Below are 19,973 nucleotides of genomic sequence, written 5' to 3'. Positions count from 1 at the left end.
GCGTAAAGTCCGCTGACCGGGGCGGCGGCGGACGGGATGTCTGATGGCGCACCGGGGGGTTGGGTTCCGTCTTCACATGAAGACGGAACCCTGTCATTTAATGGTCCCTGACGTCTTGCGGTCCTGTGTAAGCGCAACTGTCAGGATCAGCGCTACACCGAAGACAATCTGTTGCAGCCGTGGGTCAAAACCGGCGATCACGCTGGCGATCGGAATGAGCGTTACGATCAACGCGCCAAAGACAACGTTCAGGGGCCTTCCGGTGCCACCCGAAATAGAGACGCCACCAAGGATTGCGGCGGCAATGGCGGGCAAAAGCAGGCCGTTTCCAAGACCGGAAGCTGATGCAGCGCCCTGCTGTGCGGTAATGATGATCCCCGTCACAGCGGCACAGGCACCTGAAAAGGTGAAAGCCGCAATTTTGATGACCTTGGTATTCACGCCTGCCAGCAAAGACGCCCGTTCGTTCAGCCCGGTGGAACGCAGCATTATTCCAAAATGCGTCCGCTGGACCAGGAGCCATGCAATGATCGCAATCGCAGCTCCGACAAAGGCGATTGGCTGCAACCCAAATAGTTCGAGATCGGTCATCCAGAAGAGGATTTCACCATTGGCGGCGATATACAGCGTTTGCTGCTGCGTTATCAGAAGCGCAACGGCCTGCCAGAAGCCAAGCAAACCCAGAGTAACGGCAAAAGAGGGAACCTGAAAAACCGTAATCAGGATTCCGGTCAGGCATCCGGCAGCAGAGATAACGATGATGGTCAGAACTGGTGCCATTGCGCCCAGAGGTTCCAGGCCTTTTGCAACGAGTACGGATGAGAGCACGGCCAACGCGGCGTTGGACAGATCGATGCTCCCTGTCACGAGCACAAGACTCTGGCCAAGGGCCAGCACAAGTATTGGCACACATTGGTAGAGCAGGATCGTCGTTCCCCGTCCGGTCAGGAAAGAGGGCTGAAAAAGGGAGACGATTCCGAGCAGCAGAAAGAACACCAGTGCTGGTCCAAACCGTCGGGTCAGGTTTGCAATACTTCCGAATTCTGATTTTTGCATAGCTATGTTGTCCTGCCGTCAGATCATGTGCTTCACGATTTCAGAAAGCTCCGGCGAGCTTTCGGCGCTATTCTGGAAACATGCAGAAATCCTTCCGTCTTTCATGACCGTGATCCGGTGGCCCACCGCCAGTGCTTCGTCGAGTGTGTCCGCCAGTAGCAGCACACCAACCCCCGTAGCGCAGAGTTCCTCGATCAGACTGTTGATGTATTCGCGTGCCCCCGGATCCACACCCCTTGTGGGGGTATCCAGCAGCAGCAGTCGCAGGTTGGGGCTCCGGGCCCATTTCGCCAGCACCACCTTTTGCTGATTGCCGCCCGAGAGCTGTCCTATATCGAGATCAGGTGCCGTCGGCCGAACATCCAGTTTGTTGATCCACCGCATCGCCTCGTCTTTCATCCGGCGAAAATTCAATAGACCGCCAAAGCGGGCTTCTGCGGGATGCGCAAGGAGCAGGTTTTCCGCCACCGTAAGGCCCGCGACCATACCTTCCAGTTTACGCTCGGCCGGAAGATAGGCGATGCCCATGGAGATAGCCTTGCGGATCGTTGCACCGCGCAGTTCAGTCCCGGAAACGAGAGCCGAGCCCGACGTGAAGGGTAACAGCCCGAAGAGGGCGCGGCAGAGCTCTTCCCGTCCTGAATGGCGCGCACCGACCAGAACATGGACCTCGCCCTTTTCGACCGTCAGGTCCACATCAGAAAAGTGGTCCATGCAACCAGCGCCCCGCAGTTGCAGCGCCGGAATTGCTGGATTGGCGTCGCCACGTCGCTGTGGCTTCCGCTCTAGCTTTGCCCTGCCTGTCATCAGATAGAACAGATTTTCATCAACCAGTTCAGATGCCTGGCACTCGGCCACAATCCGGCCCGCCCGCATAACGTAGACACGGTCGCAGAACCGCCGTATCTCATCCAGCCGATGCGATACGAAAATGACAGAGCCAATGGCCTTCAGCCGCTGAACCTCTGTCTCAAGCCGGTCAATGTCCTGTTTTTCAAGCACGGAGGTCGGTTCATCAAGAATGATAACCGGCTCGTTGCCGGATTGCGTCGCCTGCCTGACGGCCTTGGCAATCTCGACCATCTGCTTGTCGGCAAAAGACAGACGTGACACGATCTCCGTAGGAGAAACCTCAGAGCCGATATGCGTAAGAGCCTTCTGCCCCTCGTCGTTGATCGTGCCCCATCGGTAAAACCCAAACCGTACAACAGGCTTTGAACCCGCGAGCGCACGGGAGCCCAGACTGATATTCTCCGCAACCGACAAGTTTTCGATCAGAGACTGCTCCTGATGGACAATTCCGATCCCGGCAGCAGCGGCGTCGTTCGGTTCGCGAAAGCTTCGTTCCTTACCGTTGACCCGCAGCATTCCCTTATCAGGAGAGTGAACCCCGCCCAGAATTTTGAGAAGCGTCGACTTTCCGGCACCGTTTTCGCCGATCAGCCCCAGCACTTCGTTGCGTTTCACGTGGATTGTCAGGTCATCAAGCGCCAGGTTCCTGTTATAGCTCTTGGATACCCGGTCCAGTTCAATCAGGTTCAGCGGTTTGCTTTCCATGTTCATTTGACCACCCGAAGCAGATCACGTTGGCGATAGCCTGTCAGGACGACAGCGGTGACAATGATCAGGCCAGACATCGCCTGCTGTGTGATCGGACTGGCTCCGATCAGGATCAGGCCGTTGCTGATGACAATCAGCAGGAAAACGCCGCATACCGATTGCAGGATTCCACCCCTGCCGCCAGAAAGTGGGGTTCCGCCCACAATGACTGCGGCAGTCGTCAGAAACAGTTGTCCGCTGCCCACATCCGGAGTTCCGACACCAAGCCGACAGCTGGCGATGATTGCCGCTACCGAAATGCAGAACCCGGCATAGACAAAAATCAAAACCTTGTACCGACCCACCGGAATTGAATTCAGCCGGGCGATGGCTTCATTCGTCCCGATCGCATAGGCGAAACGGCCCATTCTTGTATACCCGGAGATGATCCATGACACCGCCACCATAAAGGCAGCCAGCAGCACGGCGTTCGATACCCCCAGGTTGCTGGCACTGACCCAGTTGCGTGATTCCTCGCTGGTCAGCACGGGCACGTCGGACCCGTAGAGAACGGTGCCGACGCCCAGTCCGATAAACCACAGGCCAAGCGACACCATGAAACTTGGTATCCGAAGGCGGGTCTGAAGCAGGCCACTCAATAAACCGAACAACGCGCCCACACCCAACGCGACCCAAAAAGCCCCTATGCCAAGATCAATCGCGTTGCGTGAGTTGCTGCTCAGAAGCACAAATGTCAACGAACTGGCCGCCAGGACACCTTCCGTCGACAAATCAATGCTTCCGATCAGGATAACGAAGGTCAGGCCACATACGATGATGACAGGAACCGCAGACTGATCCAATATCGTGCGAAGATTGGTCGGGGTCAGAAAGGTGCCTGGATCCGCGAGTGCAAACGCAGCGCAAGCAATATTGAGCGCAATAAATGCACCATAGCTTTCCAACCAAACCCTGAATTTTCCGCTCCGGTCTTCAACCGAGTTCTGTTCCAGTTTCATTTCCTTGACCACCGCCCCCGTATTCTGCTTTGCAGCAGTTAAAATATTTCCAGCACGAAACGGCACAGGACCTTTCGTGCTGGTTCAGGTCATGCCGATATTTCTCAGTCCAGGGCAGGCCCGGCGAGACGAGCAAAGAAGCCTTTTTCGACCTCTGCCATGACCATTTCAGGCGTAGCGGGCTTCAGGTATTGTGCGACATTCGATTTGCCGATGGCAATCTGGCTATAATTACCTTCGCGCTGCTCTTTGGTCAGCCCTGCCACATCCAGTTTTCCGGTCGCGGCAGCATATGCCATGGCCAGCCCGACGGCGCCGTTGTAAACGCCATCCGATGTGTATGTGCTGACAAAAGCGTCGCCATCATTGATCATCTGCAGGACCTCGGGGTTGGCATCGACGCCAACGAATTTCACCTTGTCCAGACGTCCGGCCTGCTCGACTGCGGCATAAGCGCCTGTTGCCATGGAGTCGCTTGCACACCAGACGCCGGTCATTTCGTCACCGAACTTCGTGATCATCGTCTTGGTGATATCGAAAGCCTGCTGACGCTCCCAGTTTGCAACCTGCGAATCAAGAAGTTTGATTTCAGGGAAGTCTTTCAACGCCTGGAGCAGCCCCTCATAGCGTTGCTGTGCGGGAACGGCATCCTGCCGGCCTTTGAACGCCACGACACCGCCCTTGCCGCCCATCGCTTTAAACAACTCGGTCGCGATATATTTACCGCATGAATAGCCGTCATAGGCAAGATGCGCGACGTATTCGTCGCCTGCATCCCATGGATGGTAGTCGGTTGGCTTGTTCCAATGGGTCGTGATCGTGCCTCCCGAGGACTTTACGGCGCGCACAACCCGCGGGATGTCGGCACTGTTCACGGCGCAAATTGTCATCACAAGTCGTTTGCCGGACGCAACGGTCGCCTGGATCTGGGACAATTGCTGCTGCGAATCGCCATTTGCATCGATTGTTTTGTAAGGCAGGCCGACGGATGCCGCGAAGATCTCTGCGCCCCGTGCCAGATCAAGCATGTAGGCGTTCGTCGTTGATACGACGACGCACGCAAATTCAATATCTTCATCGGCGGCGTTTGCGCGGCCTGGCCACAGACCCTGTGCCGCCAGCACCGCCCCAACACCCATGGAAGCCTTCAGCATGTCTCTGCGGCTGGGAGCACGGAGATCGAGCATCTTTTTGTCGGTGAGCTTCATTATTTTTTACCCCTGTTGTGACTCAGTGGTAGGATGATTTGCTCACAATCAGACAATCAGTCAATATAAAAGTACTGCATCTATGCAGTTTGGACTATACTCCAGTACCCATACTGTAATGCAGTATAGTGTGGGTAATTTTGTTCAGTACTTTTAAATATCCTGCAATCCTTTACGTTGGGTCCCGTAATGGCCTCCGAGGCCGCAACATACTGGAAAGCTTCAGCTTGCCAGTCAAAAATATGTGGAACAGAGCTAATTCATGAGCAATCCAGAAAAGACTCTCCGCCTCGTAATGCCGCAATGGCAGGGTGGAAATAATCCGAACGCTTATTTTGGATCGAAAATGCTGGCATGGCTGGCTCCCGAAAGCAGCGACAAGACAGTTGAGGTTCAGATCGATGCGCCTGATGGCCGGGACGCAGTATCAGAGGGCGGAATAAACCATCGCTCTGCCTTGATCCGGCAGCTTGAATCTGCTGACGCAATCATTCGAGCAGAAAGCCCTGACAAGATCGTTGTTTTTGGCGGCGACTGTCTGGTCTCTCAGGCCCCATTTGCCTATCTGAATGAACGATACGGCGGTGAGCTTGGTGTACTGTGGCTGGACGCCCATCCTGACATTAAAACCACCGGAGAGTATCCGAATGCTCACACCATGGTGCTTGGAAATCTCCTCGGCGAAGGCGACAGTCAGTTCTCGGCTTACGTGAAGGCTCCGCTCAAGCCGACTCACATTATGTTCGGTGGCCTGCGCTCAGATGGTCTGACCGGGCAAGAGACTGAAGTTATAAACCGGCACAATTTGAAGGTCTCCGGAGCTTATGAGCTTAATGCAAGCTCTGATGCCGTGGTCGAATGGATTCGCGTCAACAAAATCCGATATCTGGCGATTCATTTTGACCTGGACGTTTTGGATCCCGCGAAGTTCCGTTCGACCTACTTCGCGGAACCGGACCCCCTCGTGAGCCCCTATGAGTTCTTTCCCGAGGGCAAGATGAACCTGCAAAGCATCGCCCGCGTCATTGAAGATGCCGCCAGCCATGCTGAACTGGTAGGCTTGGGCATCACCGAACACCTGCCATGGGATGCCATTAATCTGAAAGCGCTACTAGCGCAGCTGCCAATCCTGCGAAATTAGGCGTATTAATCTTTAGCTTTGCGAAATGCCGGAAAGAATGGACCAAGCCATGACGAAAATGATGAAGGGTTACGCAATGCTCCGGATCGGGGCGACCGGCTGGATCGAAAAGCCGGTTCCCGTCTGCGGCCCGATGGATGCTGTTCTGCGGCCCCTGGTGGTAGCCCCCTGTACAACGGACATCAAGACTGTCTGGCAGGGGGCCCTTGGCGAGCGGACCAATATGATTCTGGGCCACGAGTGCTGTGCGGAGGTGACCGAAGTCGGCACTTTGGTGAAAGATTTCAGACCCGGTGACAAGGTCGTGGTGCCTGCGGTGACACCAAACTGGAGTTCCCTTGCAGCGCAAGCTGGTCAGTCTTCACATTCGGACGGGCTTTTGAACGGCTGGAAATACTCGAACTCGGCCGACGGCGTCTTTTCAGAGTACTTCATTTGTAACGATGCCGACGGAAATCTCGCGCATTTGCCCAATGGCGTTTCTGCGGAAGAAGCTACGATGCTGGCCGATATGGTCGCCCCCGGATTTCAAAGCGTCGAGTTCGCCGATGTGCAATTCGGCGACACGGTTCTTGTGATTGGCATTGGCCCCGTAGGACTCATGGCCGTCGCGGCAAGCGCGCTCCGCGGCGCTGGCAAGATCATCGCAGTGGGCTCGCGGCCGCGCTGCGTCGCCGCCGCAAAGGGCTATGGCGCAACGCATGTCATCAACTACAAGGATGGCCCGATCGAAGATCAGGTTTTTGCCCTGACCGGGGGCAAGGGCGTAGACCGGGTCTGCGTCTGCGGTGGCACAGGCGAAGTTTTCGTGTCTGCCGTCCGCAGCGTCAAACCAGGCGGCAAGATTGGTAGCGTCATCTCGCTGGCCATGTCGGACAAGCTGGTTGTCCCGAGCCTTGATTGGGGCTTTGGAATGGGCAACAAACAGATCGTGGGTGGCGCAATGGTGGGCGGTCGTCTTCGCATGGAAAAGCTGGGCGTCTTGCTTGAGACTGGGCGGCTTAACGTTAAGCCGCTGATTACGCACCGTTTTTATGGATGGGATCAGTTGGAAGAGGCGATCTTTCTGGCGCGTGAAAAGCCCGTTGATCTGATCAAGTCCGTAATTACGGTCGGCTAGGTGGCATCCGCCATGGATCTGGGGCACAGCCCGTCTGCTCCGCCTTACCAAATGAAAATCCTGGTGGTTTCTGGCTTCCTTGGCTCTGGCAAGACAACATTCATAAGTTCGTTGGTAAGGGACCGGAAACTTAAGTTCTGTGTTCTCGAGAACGAGTTTGCCGATTCAACAATCGACAGCACCCTTCTTCGACAGGAAGCGGGGCTGGACGTTATTGAGCTGGCGTCTGGTTGCATTTGCTGCACATCGACTGGCGATCTTGTCGCTGCTGTCATGTCTGTTTTCGGGAGCATCAGGCCCGAAGTGCTCATCATTGAGACGACTGGGGTTGGAATGTTGTCTAATGTTCTGGCGATATTGCGCACGATCGAGCACGATGCTCTGGCGGTATTGAAGCCTGTCTCTATAGTCGATGCTGGCAGCTTTTATAACTTGCTTTCTTCCAAGGATGCCGTGTTTCTTGACCAGATAAAGTCAGCCGGAACTGTTGTTCTTTCGAAATGTGAAACAATGCCTGTCGTTGAACGGATGGGCATTCTGCAGGAAATCCGCAAACTGAACCCGACTATTGTGGATTGTCCCCATCACTACTCGCGTCAAGCGCCAGACTGGTGGCGCGGCCTGTTGACTGACGAGGCGCTGCACGGGCATGTAAAAACAATTGAAGCTCCCGTCTGGGAGAGTTTCTCTCTGAAAGAAGTACAGCTTTTTTCTGAGTTTGAGCTGCTGCAAATCCTTGATCTGTTGTCTGGTGGGGAATTTGGGGACATCCAGCGAGCGAAAGGAATTCTGCAATGTGGGGAACAGTGGGTTAAATTTGACTTTGTTTCGGATCGCTATACGCTGAGCACTTTCCCGGATTCATCGCGAAGCAATGTTGTATTCATAGGGAAGTTCATCTTGCGCGAAAAAATCCAGCAGAAATTCAGATATCCCCTTTCTTCCGGCCGCTATCGGTGGCAATAGATCGGCAGATGCCAGAAGTACCTTCAGGAAGCCACGTCTTGCTTCTGTGAAGCAACATCTTCGTGTGCCATGCCCCATTCACACATCATTTCAAATATCGGAATGATCGACTCCCCCTTTTCAGACAAAGAATACTCAACGCGTGGGGGAACTTGCGGAAATTCCTTTCTGACGACCAAACCATCTGCTTCGAGCTGTTTCAGCTGCAGGCTAAGACTTTTATAAGTGATACTCCGGATATACCGCTGCAGTTGATTATATCGGACCGGTTGGTTTTCCGCGAGCAGGTAAAGAATTGCCATCTTCCACTTGCCACTGATCAGAGAGAGAGTGTAGCCGAAAGGCGTATCCTCAACTGTGGTTATGCCACTCTTGTAACCCCGCATCGTCATAGAATTCGATCTCCAGAATCATTGCCGCGTTGGCCCCGGCGCGTTGACGCAATTTCCATGGTTCACACCCGAAGCGGTCAGTGTCTGATGGCTCCGACAGTGACTTCTGGAATCACCTTAAGGTCAGCAACCGACCGCGGCGCAAAGTTGACCTGTGTGTAAGTTTAGCACCGACGCGCCGCATGTACAATTCCAACGCAGCCCGCTGTCCGCGATGCAGCGGCCCGCAGCCATGAGAGCAAAAAACATAGGCCAGCGCAAACTCCGGGTTCGTTTTGGACGCAGATGACAAATTTCGCGGCCAACCCCTGATCCTGCCAAATCAGCAGAGACAGGCATAGGTCAACAGGGAGGCGGTCGCTGGGCAGTTGATCTTACCGTGGCGACTGGCCAAAGGCTCCGCGCAGACTTGGCGGGTGTCGACCGTTGCTGCCATTGTGATCCAGTAGCGTGAACTGTTTGGATCGCAACATAGGCAGAATTCCACTGAGGAAAAGCGCGAACGGCACAGCTTGTATTTTGTATGAGCGTCTTCTCATCATACAAAAACGCTTCTATGCTGAGTGCTAGAGAAAAGGATACACCGAAAATGACTGAGATGGATTTCAAAGTCTCCAAGCGGAACTCTACGCTACGTGGCCAGGTCGAGGACAAGATCAGGGCCGCGATCCGTGAGGGTCATTTTGTTCCGGGCCAGCGGCTGGTCGAGCGTGAGTTGTGCGAGCTTCTTGATGTCAGCCGCACATCTATCCGCGAGGCATTGCGTCATCTCGAGGCGGAAGGGCTGATCAACGTCATTCCCCACAAGGGCCCGACCGTAGCGGTCATGGACAAGCAGGAAGCACAGCAACTTTATGAGCTTCGTGCCCTTCTTGAGGGCTACGCAGGTGAACAGTTTGCTCTGACCGGGTCTGTTGAACTGAAGGCCAAGTTGGGGTCGGCACTTTCCGATTTCGAGCGCATTGCCGAGTCTGGCACGTCCGGAGAACTCCTTTCTGCCAAGGCGGGGTTCTATAATCTCCTCCTCAAGGGCTGTGGCAATGTCTTTGTCGGTCAAACCCTTGAATCGCTTTACAACCGAATTGCGCTTCTACGAATGACCTCGATGTCGCAACCAGGACGGCTGGTGCATAGCCTCACCGAGCTGCGCGCGATCGTTGCCGCCATTCAGGCAGGCGACGGTGTTGCGGCCGGGAATGCGTGCCGGCTGCATATCCGCAACGCGGCAAAAGCGGCTCTTAGCGGGATGCAGTCGAAAGCCGGGTAGCACCGTTCTTGACAAGCGTTCCGCCTCAGGCACGCCAATCTATGACAACCTGAGTTTGCGTGACGATTGCCGCCGGTTTACCGTCGGGGCGCACAATTGTCGTCTGCCACAGACTGGTCGTGCGCCCTGCGTGCAAACAAAGTGAAGTTCCGGTCGCGATCTGGCCGAGCGGAATTGCCCTGAGGAAGTTCGTCTTGCTCTCGATTGTCGTGGTGGTCTTTCCCGGAGGCAGGTTCATAACTGCGCCGGTTCCGCCCAGTGTATCTGCAAGGCTGATCAGTGCTCCGCCATGGAGAACGCCGTTCCGGTTCGCCAGAGCTTCTGTTACCAGCATCTGCCCGACAACTTTTTCAGCGGACACTTCCATTAGCTTGATGCCTAGCAGTTCGGGGAATGCAGGCAGAATGGTCGCTTGCCCTATCCGGTCGTCGTGTTTCAAAATGCCCTCATTGTGCTGCCTGACATATGGCACCCATCGGTATATTCGCCCCGATGATCACATTGGTCGCCATGCCTGCGAAACCTATCCTATGAACATGAGCGGGGACAGGGGACGAGGCGGTTCTGTCACGTGAAATTCGCCACCCAACCACCGCAGCGCGGATGGGTCCGGCGAAAAACCCGGACTCTATGGTGAACCACAAACTACAGGTGCATGGGGTGCAAAATCTGCGGGTGATTGACGCGCCAATCATGCCCAGCATGCCGTTGGCCAATACCTATGCAACCACCTGCATGATCGCGGAAAAAGGCCCGAAGATGGCCCTGACCGACAAAGGTTGAAGACAGATCGTTTCGCAACCTCAAATCCGGGTCTCCGAAGACCACGGTTGCAGAGCTGAGCCGATGCGGGTTGTGCCATTTTTTGCCAGCCTCAATCCCGAAAAATCCCGGTCCGCAATGATCTGCGGACCGGGAGTTGCTCTGCCATGCAGCCAGAACAGGGAGCATTCCGGCCGCTTTACGCGATACCGCCAAGGCAGAGGTATTTGATCGAGAGGTAGTCATCGAGACCATACTTCGACCCCTCTCGTCCGAATCCGGACTGTTTGACGCCGCCAAAGGGCGCGACTTCGGTGGAAATCAGGCCTGTATTGATCCCGACCATGCCGTATTCCAACGCCTCGGCGACCTTCCACACCTGTGTCAGGTCATTGGCATAGAAGTAAGACGCTAGACCAAATTCGGTGTCATTCGCCAGTCTGATGACTTCTTCAGCGGTCTCGAACCTGAACACAGGGGCCAAGGGCGCAAACGTCTCTTCCCGCGCCACTTTCATATCGGCAGTCACATCCTTCAGCACAGTCGGGCGAACGAACGTTCCGCCAAGCGCATGCTGTTCGGCGCCTGTGACAATTGATGCGCCTTTCGACAGCGCATCCGCGATGTGATCTTCCAATTTTGCTTTGGCCGCTTCGTTGATCAGCGGCCCCAGAACCGTACCGTCCGCAAAACCATCGCCAACCTGCATTCTTGCCACCGCAGCGCCAAGTTTCTCGACGAAGCGGTCATAGATACCCGCCTGGGCGTATATGCGGTTCGCGCAAACACAGGTCTGACCGTTGTTGCGGAATTTTGAAATCAACGCGCCTTCAATGGCGGCGTCCAGATCGGCATCGTCAAAAACGATGAACGGCGCGTTGCCACCCAACTCCAGGCTGAGTTTCAGAATCTTCCTTGCACCCTGCGCCATCAGAACGCGGCCAACCTCGGTCGATCCGGTGAAGGTCAGCTTCTTGACGACCGGATTGGTGCACACCTCCTCGCCGAAGGCGCGCGCATTCGAGGTCGGAAGCACGCTCAGCAACCCTTTGGGCAGACCTGCGCGTTCGGCTAAAGTGGCAAGCGCCAAGGCCGATAGCGGGGTTTCAGCGGCAGGTTTGAACACCATCGAACAGCCGGCAGCGAGCGCAGGTGCGAACTTGCGCGCGACCATGGCAGAAGGGAAGTTCCAGGGCGTAATTGCCGCCACAACACCGACAGGCTGTTTCAGAACGATGATGCGCTTGTCACGCTGGTGACCGGGGATGGTATCGCCATAGATCCGCTTGGCCTCTTCGCCGAACCATTCGATATAGCCGGCACCATAGGCAATCTCGCCGCGGGCTTCGGAAATCGGTTTGCCCATTTCAGAGGTCAGGATAGTGGCCAGATCTTCCAGATTGGCCATGACAAGATCATACCAACGGCGCATGACAATCGCGCGTTCCTTGCCGGTTGTTTCAGCCCAGAGCTTTTGTGCAACGTCTGCGGCGGTGATCGCCTCGCGGATTTCCTCCAGCGACATGTCGGCAACTTCGGCCAGAACCTCACCGTTTGAAGGATTGCGAACCGTGATCCGCGCACCGGACCTGGCATCAACCCAGGCACCGGCCAGCAACGCCTCTTCGCGCACAAGCCCTGGATCCGCGAGACGTTTCAGAAGAGTGGAAGCGATCATCAGACCGACCTTTCAGATTTGATTGCGTATGTGCGGGGCGCGGGCGTAAACAGCCACCATCGGAATAATCAAAGCCCCGACGAATGCTTGCTGAGATGCAAAGCTCAGGCCAAGACCAACCAACAACGAGGTCAGGACCGTCAGCACAAGCACACCCAGAACGGTCGCGCCATAACCCCCGGCACCGCCCAAAAGGGATGTTCCGCCAATTACAACCGCCGCGACAGTCGTGAACAGATATGGGTCTCCGACGCCCACAAATCCGCCGCCCGAGAACCCCAGCAGAAGCAGTCCGGCCACAGCGGACATTGCACCGGATATGGCATGGACGGTCACCCAGGTCCTGAACTCAGAAATCCTCAGACGCTGTGCCGCCGTCCGGCTCCCACCAAGGGCGTAGATGCCAAGCCCAAACCAGGTGTTGCGCATGATCCAGACCACTATGGCCGCGATGATGGCCCAGATGAACACGACCGGCGGCATCGGGATGCCAAATGTTTTGCCATTAAACGCCGCAAGATTGCGCAACCACCCCGGAATTTCGGCAAACACATTGCCGCCAAAGTCAGACCCGATGGAAGTATAGATCTGTGTTGCCCCGACCGTCGCAAAGCCAATGGCGAGCGACATGATCAAAGCCTGACCTTGCAGCCGGAAGCTCAGGGAACCGTTCAGACTGCCAACCAGCGCCCCCAAGGCGATGACCACTACGATAGCCAAAGCGGGCGGAAGTCCTGACAGCAGCAAGCTTGGCAACAGAATGTTCGCCGATCCGATAACGAAGGGGATCGAGAGGTCAAGTGCTCCCAACAACGCACACAGGGTTTGCCCAAGGGAGGCGATGCCAAGGAAGGCCGCCAGCAGCAGAATGGACCGCAAGTTCTGAACCGAGATGAAGCCCGGCACGAGAAAGCCACCCAGTAAAATCAGAAGCGCCAACAGACCTGCGCCGATGAGAATGGACCGGTCTATCGGCAATCTGAAGCCGGAAGCCTGAGACGCACTTTGCGGGTTTGTCATGATGATGTTGGCCTCTTCAAGCGGTGCGGTTGGACGGGGTGGAAAAAACACTGATCAGAAGCGATGCCGCCAGAATGGCGCCATAGGCCAAAGCGGTTATGAACCCCGAAAGTGAGCCAAAGTTGAAAGATCCCAGAAGATACGAGATCAGGAACATGTTCAGTGCACCAAGCACCGCCCCTGTCGCTCCGCCCCTGCCCCCCGCCAGACTGGCACCGCCAAGCACAAGTGCCGTTACTGCCTGCAACGTATAGGTCGAACCCTGTGTAGGGTCGCCGGACGATATAAGCGCGGTATAGCTGAGCGCCGCAAAACCCGCGAAAACCCCGCCCAGGGCATAGGCCAGAAGGCGGATCAGATCGACGCGCACCCCTGCCGTATAGGCCATGCGCTCATCTGCACCGACAAGACGCAGCTGGCGGTGAAAGCCGGTCCGCGTCACAAGACCCCACAGGCAGAGGGCAGCGAGAACCAGCAACAGGATCGGCGAAAAGATCTGTGGTTCACCACCGCCCGCCCAGCTGTACATCCAGTCAGGGGCAACCCCACCGGGACGGCTCATGATCATGAGATTGACGCCCGTCAGGATCAGATAACCAGACAGGGCTACGATGATCGGCGCGATCCGCACGTAAATTACGACCAGCGCCTGAATGCACTGAAACGCGGCACCGGCAAGCAAAGCCCAGAGGCAGAAAACGATGGGATTGGTGATCCCGTTTCCCGACAGCCACGTAATCAGCGTCACGTTCAGAAAGCCGATCAGCGGCCCGACAGAGAGATCAACCGCACCCCGGCCCGCCATGACGATGGGGGTCAGGCTGAGTGTTGCAAGGATCAGCGGTGCCGCGACGAGAATAGCGTTCGCAATCCCGGAGACACTGTATAGCCGGGGGGCCTGAACAGCTGCGACCAGCAGGAGAACGACGAACAGGACGGTGGGAACAGTCAGCGAGCCAAGGCCTCGAAGCGTGTTTGATATGCGCATGTGGGTTCCTCGGTTCAAGCGATTTCGATATGTGTGCCGGGCGGTTGCCCGAACATGGCGGCCAGCATGGCTTCTTCCGCAATCATGGCACCCTCCAGCGACCGGAAGATTGATCCGTTGACAAAGACATCGACGCGATGTGCAAAACCCAGGAACTCTTCGATCTCGGACGACAGGTAGACAACCGATCCGCCGTTGCGGGCAAAGGCCTGCAATTCGCGGTAAAGGTCACGTTTGGTGCCCAGATCAACGCCCCGGGCAGGATCATTCAGCACGATCACGCGCGGATCATCCGCAAAGGCCCGCGAAATAAGCACCTTTTGCTGGTTGCCCCCGGACAGCGATGTAATGCGGTTGCTGATCGGCCCCGTCTTGATCTTCAGCCTGTCAACTTCCTTTGTGAAAAGCTGCTGCCCGAGGTGCCTGTCCACCTTGCCCAGAAGCCCAAGGTTACGACGGTATATTCCCATCGCAAAGTTCTCAAAGATGCTGCGCTGCGGAAAGATGCCTTCCCGTTTTCTGTCCCCCGACACCCACGAGACATGCAGGTCATAGGCGTCGTCGAGCCCCGAAAGCGGCTTAGGTTGCCCAGTTTCGTCAAGACAGATGACCTCGCCCGATGCCGGGGCGGCAATGCCCGCCAGTGTGCGGGCGAACCGATCCTGCCCCTGACCGTCCAGACCGGCAAGGCCGACGATCATCCCGGGCTGCAATCGGAAATCAAAGGCGGCGGACTCAGGAAAGAGCCGAAGCTGGGTTGCCGTGATAACAGGAGCTGCAGTTGCAAAACCCGGGTCACTGAAGACCACCGGAGCAGCAGCAAGGGTGCGACCTGCCTGTGTCATCAGCTCCAGCAGCCGCGCCTCGGTGATCTCGCTCGTCTCCAGAACACCCACCGCCTTGCCGTCACGCAGAATGGTTGCGCGATCTGCGATCCTTACCAGTTCTGCAATCCGGTGTGTCACGATCAGGATCGTGCAACCCTGGTCGCGAAGCCGTTCAATCTCTGCATGCAGGCGGGTCGTCGCTCCAAGGTCAAGTGCAGCAGAAGATTCGTCGAGAATCAAAACCTTGGGCTGGCGCAGGATTGCGCGGGCAATCACGATCCACTGCTTGACGTTCAGGGGCAGCGTTCCGACCTTCGCACGAAGATCCACGGGATGGCCCACACAACGGCGCAGGATTTCGTCCGCTTCACGGACCTTTTCAGCATGGCTTTTGCCATTGGACAACAGCCCCTCTGAACCGACATAAAGATTGTCGATGACATTGGCCTCATCCGCGACGAGAACTTCCTGGAATATCGTGGCGACACCACGTTCGCGCGCCGCAATCGGGGATTTTACCGGACGGCCGAACACCTCGACCGAACCCGCATCGGGAATCAGGACGCCGGAAAGGATCTTTGCCAGGGTGCTTTTGCCGCTGCCATTCTCGCCGACAATGGCATGTACCTCACCCGGATAGGCATCGAAATCGCAGTCCGTCAGAGCATGAGTTTCGCCAAACCGCTTGGACAAGCCGCGAACCTGAATGGATATGGGTCCAGTCATCAATTCTTCCTTCTACCCGCGCTGATAGACCGGAGCCCGGTCGCAGGGACCGGACTCCGCCGTTCAAAAGAGCTTCACTTCGGGTTGTTGAAGTATTGCTTTGCAATATCGGCAGGCCACCACTGATCAGCGGTCGGCTGGATCCAGTCAGTCGAGTTCAGATCGCAGTCTTCAGGAAGAGCGGCGTTCACATCTTCGATCGTGTACGGCAAGACCGGACGCAGCATGGTCTGAACCTTCGGACCCTCACCACCCAAAGTGCGCAGCATCACATCCCAGGCCTGACCCATTTCACGCGCCGGTGGCCAGATGTGGAAGGACGACGAGATCCAGTCCGGGTTCTTGCGCCAGTAGCATGCGGCCGAAGCTTCGCCACCCAAGGTGATAGGAACCATATCGCGGCCCGACTGCAGCATGGCGTTCAGCACACCATTCTCTTGCGCGGATTGGGTCAGGACGCCGTCAACCTGCTGTGGGTTGGTCGCAAGGAACTTCTGCAGTTCTGTCTGCGCGACCTGGTCTGTCCATTTGCCGGCGATTTCGCCGATGACCGAGATCTCAGGGTATTCTTCCAAAGCCTTCTTGGCACCCAGATCAAAGCTGTCGGAAGACGCAAAGCCGGGGATCCCCGACACAAGCACAACATTACCCTTGGCACCCATCTCTTCGGCCAGCCATTTGCCCATGTCGTAGCCACCCTGCATATGGTTTGCAGCCACGTTGATGGCGTAGGGCGACGTTACATAGCCAGAGAACGAAAATACCGGCACACCGCGGGAGTGGGCGTATTCGATTGTCGGGTTCAGGGCTGTGACGTTCGCGCAGCAGATGATGATCGCATCGACACCGTCATCGACCATCTGACGCATCTGCTGAATTTGAACGGCGTCTTTCAGATCGGATTCGGTGACAACCACTTCCGATACCAGACCAGCTTCTTTCGCGGCGGGCAAAAGCGTGTTCATTACTTCGTCCAGAGCCGCCTTGCGCCAGGTACTGCCGGCATAGGATGACGCATAGCCAATCTTCCACGGCGGCGGGTTCTTGGCCGCGAAGTCGGCAAGCGGCGAAGCGCCCAGCGGAGTTTGGGGGTCGACCATCCCGTAATATGCCTGCTCACTGGCAGGAAGATCGGCAATGCCTTCAGCAAAGACGCCGCCAGCCGCAAGGGTGAAAGCCCCTGCGGAAGCAAGCGTCCTGACAACATTAGAATAGTTCATTCTTAGCTCCTCCCTTGGTTGATTGCAGTCACGAGTTCGCCTTGATCTCCTCAAGGATCGGCAGCAGGTATTGACGGAACTTCGTGTAGTCTTCGGTGACCGGGAAATGCCCCAACTGCTTCATCGGCCAGAATTTTGCGCCGGGAACCAAGTCTGCGAGCGCCTGCGTTTCCTTTGGCGATGTGTTCGGGTCGTATTCGCCGGTCAGCAGGTAGAGCATGCACTTCGACGTATCGATGGCGCGGGCCTCGTCGTCTGACATGTTGTGCTCGTAATAGTAGTACAACAGGTCACCCGCAAAGATGCCGGGACCGCCGCAGGCATATTCCCATTGGATCTCACGCACGTTCTCTTCAGGGGAATAGGGCGAGATGTTCAGCATCATCGCCGCGCCGATAGATGTGCGGTTGACGTTAGGATTGTCGAATTCCTTGCGAATGCCGGCCATGCCGACATCCACATACTCGACAGCCGAGCGCAGAGCGCCTTCAACGGCGATCGTCGCGCGGTACCGTTCAGGGCAGGTCGATGCCAGGTCACAGGCCAGGTGCCCGCCCATCGACGACCCCATATAGACCGGACGATCCAGTCCGAGGGCGTCAGAAAGCGCGTTCGGGAAGGCGATCATCCGCGCCTTCGTCATGTTGTATTCCTGTTCCCACCACCGCACGCCGTAAGGCGGCAGCGATTTGCCGTGATACGGCAGGTCGAACGCGATGACGCGGTAGTTTCTGGTGACCTCTTCGTCGCAGAGCAGATGGCGGTACTGTCGACCATCGGATCCGGCGGTGTGGCCCACGATCAATGGAATCCCCTGCCCCGCCTCTTCATAGTAAACGCGGTATTCGATGCCTTCGACGGTCAGATAAACGTAACGCCCTGTGATCGGATCATGCTTTGTCATGGCTCAGGCCCTCCCGTTCTTGAGTTGGCGCAGAAGCGTGGTCATGCGGTTCAGCGCCGGCAGATAAGCAAATGTTTCGTTGGTGTCAGACAGCTTCATCTGATGCTTCACCGCTGCAGACTGGAGACACTGGTAGAAGGGCAGCGGCTTGTCTTCGAGCAGGCTTTCCCACTGATCCGACCGGCCCCCAACGACGATTTTGCAATCCGAGTCCGAGACGGCGACACCGTCCTCGACCAGGGTCAGCACGCCATTGTGAAAATTCAGCGCCCAGACAATGCCGCCACCGAATTCCAGCTTGATGATGCCGGTCAGGTAACGCGTTTCACGCGTGAATTCGAAATCGCCTCTCGCCAACTCTGCGAAGGCCTTGCAATCAAGTCCCATTTTGTCCTCCCTCGAAAGTGTTGGTTCAGCCTGCCATCTCGTCCAGCACTTGCTGGGCGCTGCGGAAGCTGTCGATAGCTGCGGGAACGCCACAGTAGATGGCGACCTGCAGGAAAACCTCAGCAATCTCATCCTTGGTCAGGCCGTTGTTCAGCGCACCGCGAACATGTGTGCGCAACTCATGCTGCCGGTTCAGGGCAGAAATCATCCCGAGATTCAGGATCGAGCGTTCGCGGCGCGACAGGCCTGGACGGTTCCAGATCTCATCCCAGCAGTATTCGGTGACAAGTTGCTGCATGGGCCAGCTGAAGTCCGTCGCTTTGTTCAGCGATGCATCTACATACGCGTCACCCAGCACTTCACGGCGGGTTTTGAGGCCGCGTTCAAACGCCTCGCTGCGTTCGCGCTCGCCGCCATCTTCTGTGGTGGTCATCGAGTTGATCCCTTCATAGTTGGTAACCGCAAGAGCGGCTCAGGCAGATAATTTCGTGAGAAATTCAGAAATGCGGGTGTGGTCGGCACTTTTCCCGATCGCTTCGGCCGCTTCATTCCAGACAGCTGACGTCTGCTTCAGTCCGGCAAGGTTCAGTCCAAGATTGTCGGCAAGTTCGGCTGCAATGCCGATATCCTTGGCCATGAGACCAAGAGCGAAACCGGACGCGAACGTGCCGCTCAGGACGAACTGCTTCATCTTCACGTCGGTCGCGTTGTTCTTGCCCGACGATGCATTCAGGACGTCAATGATTGTATCAGCCGACAGGCCGAAGGCTGTTCCCAGCGCAACGGCTTCAACTGCGGCGATGACCCCCGCACCCGACACGAAATTGTTGATCGACTTCATGGCATGGCCTGCACCGACCGGGCCGCAGGTGAATACGCCTGATGCGAGGCAGTTCAGAACCGGCATGACCTGAGTCACTGCGTCGGTATCCCCCCCGACCATGATGGTCAGAGAACCGTTGATTGCCCGCTTGACGCCGCCGGAAACCGGAGCATCAACAACCCGCAGGTGTGCAGAGACCCTGCCAGCCAAAACCCGTGTATCGGTCGGCGCAGAGGAACTCATTTCCAGCAAGACAGCCCCGGGTTGCGCCTCAAGGAAAGCCTCGCCACCCAGAAGCGCATCCTGCACGATTTTGCCGTTCGGCAGCATTGTGATGATGCAGTCAGCATCTGCGAGTGCTTCGTTCAGGCTTGACGCGACCTTGATACCACCATCCCCCGCAGCCTGACGCGCCGGCTCAAAGGCATCAAAGCCGATCACGGCGAAACCGCCGGCCGCAAGGTTCCTGGCCATGGGCAAGCCCATCTGGCCCAGGCCGATAAATGCGATGCGATTGAATTCAGTCATGATGTCCTCCCTGCTGTATGACTAAAACATTGTATTACAAACTGTCAATCATTTTGTATTTGGAATCTGTTTTAGGTGTGGCAAGCGCAAGGGCGGTTGCATTGCTCTCGGGCAGAACAAAGTCAGATCGAAGGACAGCGCAAAAACGGTACGTCACGGGTCTTCAGTCTTTTTTGATCACGCGCAGATTGCCAGGCACATGTGAAACTCGCGCTCGAAATGCGGCAGCTTCAGGCAGTTGTGTGATGTTCCAGAATGGTCTCAGGGTGGTATTATTGACCCCGAAAAAAACACCAGACGGATGTGTTGAAGCCAGACCACCGGAAGCGCCAAGCGTCATGCCGGACGCTCACTATAGCTTTCAAGGTGGCCGGAACCGCGTGCTCTTCTCAGCTCGATCGG

21 protein-coding genes are annotated in these 19,973 nt (G+C 56.4%); 5 read left to right on the top strand and 16 right to left on the bottom strand.

Features of this window, described 5'->3' with window-relative positions; genetic code table 11:
* Positions 1-93: 93 nt before the first annotated feature.
* From J2X53_RS19205 to J2X53_RS19190, 4 genes are all read right to left on the bottom strand, one after another.
* Complete coding sequence (locus J2X53_RS19205; protein ID WP_349039110.1) at positions 94-1,056, bottom strand: ABC transporter permease; 963 nt, start codon at positions 1,054-1,056, stop codon at positions 94-96.
* 18 nt (positions 1,057-1,074) lie between these two features.
* Positions 1,075-2,619 (bottom strand): sugar ABC transporter ATP-binding protein, encoded by a 1,545-nt coding sequence (locus J2X53_RS19200; protein WP_349039109.1) that lies wholly within the window; start codon positions 2,617-2,619, stop codon positions 1,075-1,077.
* On the bottom strand, positions 2,616-3,614 hold the full coding sequence (locus tag J2X53_RS19195; RefSeq protein WP_349039108.1) for an ABC transporter permease: 999 nt from the start codon (positions 3,612-3,614) through the stop codon (positions 2,616-2,618). Before J2X53_RS19195 ends, J2X53_RS19200 begins: the two co-directional genes overlap by 4 nt.
* A 104-nt stretch (positions 3,615-3,718) precedes the next feature.
* Entirely contained in the window at positions 3,719-4,822 is a 1,104-nt protein-coding gene (locus tag J2X53_RS19190; protein ID WP_349039107.1) for a sugar ABC transporter substrate-binding protein, read from the bottom strand.
* A gap of 262 nt (positions 4,823-5,084) precedes the next feature.
* Here J2X53_RS19190 and J2X53_RS19185 point away from each other — a divergent pair, with 262 nt between their 5' ends.
* The 3 genes from J2X53_RS19185 to J2X53_RS19175 are packed head-to-tail and all read left to right on the top strand — an operon-like array spanning position 5,085 to position 8,049.
* Entirely contained in the window at positions 5,085-5,963 is an 879-nt protein-coding gene (locus J2X53_RS19185) for an arginase family protein (RefSeq protein WP_349039106.1), read from the top strand.
* A gap of 49 nt (positions 5,964-6,012) precedes the next feature.
* Complete coding sequence (locus J2X53_RS19180; RefSeq protein WP_349039105.1) at positions 6,013-7,083, top strand: NAD(P)-dependent alcohol dehydrogenase; 1,071 nt, start codon at positions 6,013-6,015, stop codon at positions 7,081-7,083.
* A 12-nt stretch (positions 7,084-7,095) separates the two neighbouring features.
* Positions 7,096-8,049, top strand: a complete 954-nt coding sequence (locus tag J2X53_RS19175; RefSeq protein ID WP_349039104.1) for a GTP-binding protein — start codon at positions 7,096-7,098, stop codon at positions 8,047-8,049.
* A 23-nt stretch (positions 8,050-8,072) separates the two neighbouring features.
* Here J2X53_RS19175 and J2X53_RS19170 read toward each other — a convergent pair whose 3' ends face one another.
* On the bottom strand, positions 8,073-8,435 hold the full coding sequence (locus J2X53_RS19170; RefSeq protein WP_349039121.1) for a helix-turn-helix domain-containing protein: 363 nt from the start codon (positions 8,433-8,435) through the stop codon (positions 8,073-8,075).
* Positions 8,436-9,030: 595 nt separating this feature from the next.
* Between J2X53_RS19170 and J2X53_RS19165 the strand changes: the two genes are divergently transcribed.
* Positions 9,031-9,708, top strand: a complete 678-nt coding sequence (locus tag J2X53_RS19165) for a GntR family transcriptional regulator (RefSeq protein ID WP_349039103.1) — start codon at positions 9,031-9,033, stop codon at positions 9,706-9,708.
* A gap of 25 nt (positions 9,709-9,733) precedes the next feature.
* Here the strand turns inward: J2X53_RS19165 and J2X53_RS19160 are convergent, their stop codons facing one another.
* Positions 9,734-10,147 carry a PaaI family thioesterase gene (locus J2X53_RS19160; RefSeq protein WP_349039102.1) on the bottom strand — a complete coding sequence of 138 codons (414 nt, stop codon included), beginning with the start codon at positions 10,145-10,147 and terminating at the stop codon, positions 9,734-9,736.
* Positions 10,148-10,272: 125 nt separating this feature from the next.
* Here J2X53_RS19160 and J2X53_RS19155 point away from each other — a divergent pair, with 125 nt between their 5' ends.
* Positions 10,273-10,491, top strand: coding sequence for a GMC oxidoreductase (locus tag J2X53_RS19155; RefSeq protein WP_349039120.1), 219 nt, complete (start codon positions 10,273-10,275; stop codon positions 10,489-10,491).
* A 178-nt stretch (positions 10,492-10,669) separates the two neighbouring features.
* Here J2X53_RS19155 and J2X53_RS19150 read toward each other — a convergent pair whose 3' ends face one another.
* The 10 genes from J2X53_RS19150 to J2X53_RS19105 form a co-directional block, all read right to left on the bottom strand.
* Positions 10,670-12,148 (bottom strand): NAD-dependent succinate-semialdehyde dehydrogenase, encoded by a 1,479-nt coding sequence (locus tag J2X53_RS19150; protein ID WP_349039101.1) that lies wholly within the window; start codon positions 12,146-12,148, stop codon positions 10,670-10,672.
* Between the two features lie 12 nt (positions 12,149-12,160).
* The gene (locus tag J2X53_RS19145; RefSeq protein ID WP_349039100.1) at positions 12,161-13,168 is read right to left on the bottom strand and encodes an ABC transporter permease; all 1,008 of its coding nucleotides are present in this window, start codon (positions 13,166-13,168) and stop codon (positions 12,161-12,163) included.
* A 16-nt stretch (positions 13,169-13,184) separates the two neighbouring features.
* Positions 13,185-14,156: an ABC transporter permease gene (locus tag J2X53_RS19140; protein WP_349039099.1), complete on the bottom strand. Its 972-nt coding sequence runs from the start codon at positions 14,154-14,156 to the stop codon at positions 13,185-13,187.
* 14 nt (positions 14,157-14,170) lie between these two features.
* On the bottom strand, positions 14,171-15,709 hold the full coding sequence (locus J2X53_RS19135; protein ID WP_349039098.1) for a sugar ABC transporter ATP-binding protein: 1,539 nt from the start codon (positions 15,707-15,709) through the stop codon (positions 14,171-14,173).
* Between the two features lie 74 nt (positions 15,710-15,783).
* Positions 15,784-16,929 (bottom strand): ABC transporter substrate-binding protein, encoded by a 1,146-nt coding sequence (locus tag J2X53_RS19130; protein WP_349039097.1) that lies wholly within the window; start codon positions 16,927-16,929, stop codon positions 15,784-15,786.
* Positions 16,930-16,957: 28 nt separating this feature from the next.
* Positions 16,958-17,833, bottom strand: coding sequence for an alpha/beta hydrolase (locus J2X53_RS19125; RefSeq protein WP_349039096.1), 876 nt, complete (start codon positions 17,831-17,833; stop codon positions 16,958-16,960).
* A 3-nt stretch (positions 17,834-17,836) separates the two neighbouring features.
* Positions 17,837-18,220, bottom strand: coding sequence for a hypothetical protein (locus J2X53_RS19120; RefSeq protein ID WP_349039095.1), 384 nt, complete (start codon positions 18,218-18,220; stop codon positions 17,837-17,839).
* 25 nt (positions 18,221-18,245) lie between these two features.
* Positions 18,246-18,653: a carboxymuconolactone decarboxylase family protein gene (locus J2X53_RS19115; RefSeq protein WP_349039094.1), complete on the bottom strand. Its 408-nt coding sequence runs from the start codon at positions 18,651-18,653 to the stop codon at positions 18,246-18,248.
* Positions 18,654-18,692: 39 nt separating this feature from the next.
* Positions 18,693-19,571, bottom strand: coding sequence for an NAD(P)-dependent oxidoreductase (locus J2X53_RS19110; RefSeq protein WP_349039093.1), 879 nt, complete (start codon positions 19,569-19,571; stop codon positions 18,693-18,695).
* Positions 19,572-19,734: 163 nt separating this feature from the next.
* On the bottom strand, positions 19,735-19,911 hold the full coding sequence (locus J2X53_RS19105; RefSeq protein ID WP_349039092.1) for a hypothetical protein: 177 nt from the start codon (positions 19,909-19,911) through the stop codon (positions 19,735-19,737).
* Positions 19,912-19,973: the final 62 nt, after the last annotated feature.

Origin of the sequence: Pseudotabrizicola sp. 4114 (genome assembly GCF_031457365.1) — a bacterium.
In the GTDB taxonomy this organism is placed as follows: domain Bacteria; phylum Pseudomonadota; class Alphaproteobacteria; order Rhodobacterales; family Rhodobacteraceae; genus Pseudotabrizicola.
The sequence above is the reverse complement of the archived record's forward strand: the minus strand, read 5'-3'. Positions and strand labels throughout refer to the sequence as shown.

Coding starts and splice junctions, on each gene's coding strand:
- J2X53_RS19130 (WP_349039097.1), bottom strand. CDS start 16,929: ATGAACTATTCTAATGTTGTCAGGACGCTTGCTTCCGCAGGGGCTTTC.
- J2X53_RS19125 (WP_349039096.1), bottom strand. CDS start 17,833: ATGACAAAGCATGATCCGATCACAGGGCGTTACGTTTATCTGACCGTC.
- J2X53_RS19170 (WP_349039121.1), bottom strand. CDS start 8,435: ATGCGGGGTTACAAGAGTGGCATAACCACAGTTGAGGATACGCCTTTC.
- J2X53_RS19205 (WP_349039110.1), bottom strand. CDS start 1,056: ATGCAAAAATCAGAATTCGGAAGTATTGCAAACCTGACCCGACGGTTT.
- J2X53_RS19185 (WP_349039106.1), top strand. CDS start 5,085: ATGAGCAATCCAGAAAAGACTCTCCGCCTCGTAATGCCGCAATGGCAG.
- J2X53_RS19145 (WP_349039100.1), bottom strand. CDS start 13,168: ATGACAAACCCGCAAAGTGCGTCTCAGGCTTCCGGCTTCAGATTGCCG.
- J2X53_RS19175 (WP_349039104.1), top strand. CDS start 7,096: ATGGATCTGGGGCACAGCCCGTCTGCTCCGCCTTACCAAATGAAAATC.
- J2X53_RS19110 (WP_349039093.1), bottom strand. CDS start 19,571: ATGACTGAATTCAATCGCATCGCATTTATCGGCCTGGGCCAGATGGGC.
- J2X53_RS19200 (WP_349039109.1), bottom strand. CDS start 2,619: ATGAACATGGAAAGCAAACCGCTGAACCTGATTGAACTGGACCGGGTA.
- J2X53_RS19165 (WP_349039103.1), top strand. CDS start 9,031: ATGACTGAGATGGATTTCAAAGTCTCCAAGCGGAACTCTACGCTACGT.
- J2X53_RS19150 (WP_349039101.1), bottom strand. CDS start 12,148: ATGATCGCTTCCACTCTTCTGAAACGTCTCGCGGATCCAGGGCTTGTG.
- J2X53_RS19190 (WP_349039107.1), bottom strand. CDS start 4,822: ATGAAGCTCACCGACAAAAAGATGCTCGATCTCCGTGCTCCCAGCCGC.
- J2X53_RS19135 (WP_349039098.1), bottom strand. CDS start 15,709: ATGACTGGACCCATATCCATTCAGGTTCGCGGCTTGTCCAAGCGGTTT.
- J2X53_RS19115 (WP_349039094.1), bottom strand. CDS start 18,653: ATGACCACCACAGAAGATGGCGGCGAGCGCGAACGCAGCGAGGCGTTT.
- J2X53_RS19195 (WP_349039108.1), bottom strand. CDS start 3,614: ATGAAACTGGAACAGAACTCGGTTGAAGACCGGAGCGGAAAATTCAGG.
- J2X53_RS19105 (WP_349039092.1), bottom strand. CDS start 19,911: ATGACGCTTGGCGCTTCCGGTGGTCTGGCTTCAACACATCCGTCTGGT.
- J2X53_RS19140 (WP_349039099.1), bottom strand. CDS start 14,156: ATGCGCATATCAAACACGCTTCGAGGCCTTGGCTCGCTGACTGTTCCC.
- J2X53_RS19120 (WP_349039095.1), bottom strand. CDS start 18,220: ATGGGACTTGATTGCAAGGCCTTCGCAGAGTTGGCGAGAGGCGATTTC.
- J2X53_RS19180 (WP_349039105.1), top strand. CDS start 6,013: ATGACGAAAATGATGAAGGGTTACGCAATGCTCCGGATCGGGGCGACC.